Below are 1,945 nucleotides of genomic sequence, written 5' to 3' on the forward strand. Positions count from 1 at the left end.
CCCTCCGCCGTGGACCCCGAAACCCCCACCCTGGACCGGCCGTTCGCCGGTTCACCCGCCCTGAGCTGGGCCGACGGCGCGGCCGGCATCGTCCTGCCGAAGGCGGCGGCGGTGGGCGTGTTCTCGAAGGACCGGGTCCAACTCGCCCTGAAACAGGCCGAGAAGTTCCTCGTCGACGCCAACCTCGACCCGAAGACCATCGCCGGCGCCCGCCCGGCCGCCGCGCTCGCGGTGCTCGACCCGAAGCAACCGGACATGCTCACCCGGCTGAACACGTCCCTGAGCACCCCGGCCAAGGCCCACGACCCGCTGCTGATGTTCAGCCGCTTCGACCCCAAGCAGGTGCGGCTCGTCGGCGACGTCGTGAAGACCCGCGGCCGGATCACCTTCAAGAAGGGCGAGCACTCCGGCGTCGAGATCCACGCCGACTACACCTTCGTCTACCCGGTCGTCCGCACCGACGGCTCCACCGAGGTCACCCGCACCATCGTCCGCCGCGTGCTCGACCTCCAACTCCTCGACCCCGCCCGCTACCAGGTCACCACCGGCCGGCTCAGCGTCCTCAACTACGACGCGGACTTCGGCAACACGGCCTGTCAGGTCTACGACGGCTACTTCCACCCCGACTTTCCCTCGGCGGAGCCCACGGGAGCGGCGCCGACCGGCCCGACGACGGACCCGTACGACCGGAGCAAGGAACTCGGCGCGGGCGAGGACGAGACGTGCGGAACGGTGTCACGCACCTGACGGCCGTGAGCTGACCGGCTAGGTGCTGAACGGCCGTGTGCTGATGGGCAGTTGAGGGCAATGGGCAGCCGAGGGCAAGCGAAGGGCCCCGCGGGACGGAGCCGCGGGGCCCTTCTCCGTCAGCACCGACGTCAGGGCAGCGCCGGTGCCTGGGAGCGGCGCCGGGGGGTTGCGCCGCTTGTCTCAAGTGCCCTGGGTCGGCGCCCCGGCGCGCACGGGGCGCACGCTTGGTCTCGACCTTTGGCAGGGGGACTGTGCACTGCAATGCGGTTGTCTGCTTGGGGACTTGGGGCTCGGGGAAGCCTCAGGGCCTTCTACGCATCGTGCTGGATGGACGCGGCCTCCGCAACCGTTCGATCCGGCTTTGTGCATTTTTGCAGTTTCCGCCGGTCGGCCCCGGGCGTCCCCGGAGCCGACCGTTCTCTTGGGTGACCGGGCTGCTGTCCCCTGCCGTCCGGTCACGACCCTGGAGCGAGGTCCCACGACGCACGGCACGATCCGTACGTCTCATCGCCCCAGCCGAGCCACGCGTGGTTCTTTCGGGCCCGCCCCTGGCTGGCGCGGACACCACCCCCAACGAAGCGGTTCGCGAGGCGGTCACGCGCCGTACGGGTGAGAGCGGCCCCGAACTCAGATACGACCGGCCTCAGATACGACCCCGGGACAGTTCGAGCAACGTCATCGCGAGGGTCGTTCCCGGCTTGCCGAGCGCGTCGCTGTAGTGGCGGAGGATCTCGTTCTCCCGGGTCAGACTCACCCGCCGCCCGCCGGAGGAGATCCGGGTCTCCTGGACGACGGCGGACACGGCGACCCGTTCCTGGATCAGACCGATGATCCGGTCGTCGAGCGCGTCGATGCGCTCGCGTGCGTCGGTGATCGTCTGCTCGGGCGTGGTGATGGCCATGCGGGGCTCCTTGTCGGATGCGGACGCGGTACCCCGGGGCGACAGATCCGGGAAAACAACAGGCGCCCCGGACCTGTCGGCCCGGGGCGCCTGGAAAGTCGCTCGTCAGTAACTCAAGCAGCTCGACCATGGCAGCCGGCGGGCCGGTTGCCATAGGTAAATCGGGAGGTCGGGTGCGTGAGCATGGGGCGAGTATGGCACAGGCCCGGGAGCCTGGGGGCGGAGCCCCCGGGGACGACCAGGTGCCCCACCCGAGCCCCGTCACACACGCACGACCAGGTGCCCCACCCGAGC

At 70.2% G+C, this 1,945-nt stretch carries 1 protein-coding gene and 1 pseudogene; one reads left to right on the top strand and one right to left on the bottom strand.

The features are described from left to right. Positions 1 to 747: pseudogene (locus AC31A1_RS50705) on the top strand (hypothetical protein); the annotation flags it as partial. 646 nt (positions 748 to 1,393) lie between these two features. Here the strand turns inward: AC31A1_RS50705 and AC31A1_RS50710 are convergent. Beyond that, complete coding sequence (locus AC31A1_RS50710; protein ID WP_489659800.1) at positions 1,394 to 1,651, bottom strand: chorismate mutase; 258 nt, start codon at positions 1,649 to 1,651, stop codon at positions 1,394 to 1,396. Positions 1,652 to 1,945: the final 294 nt, after the last annotated feature.

It is taken from the genome of Streptomyces sp. P5F9 (assembly GCF_057961495.1).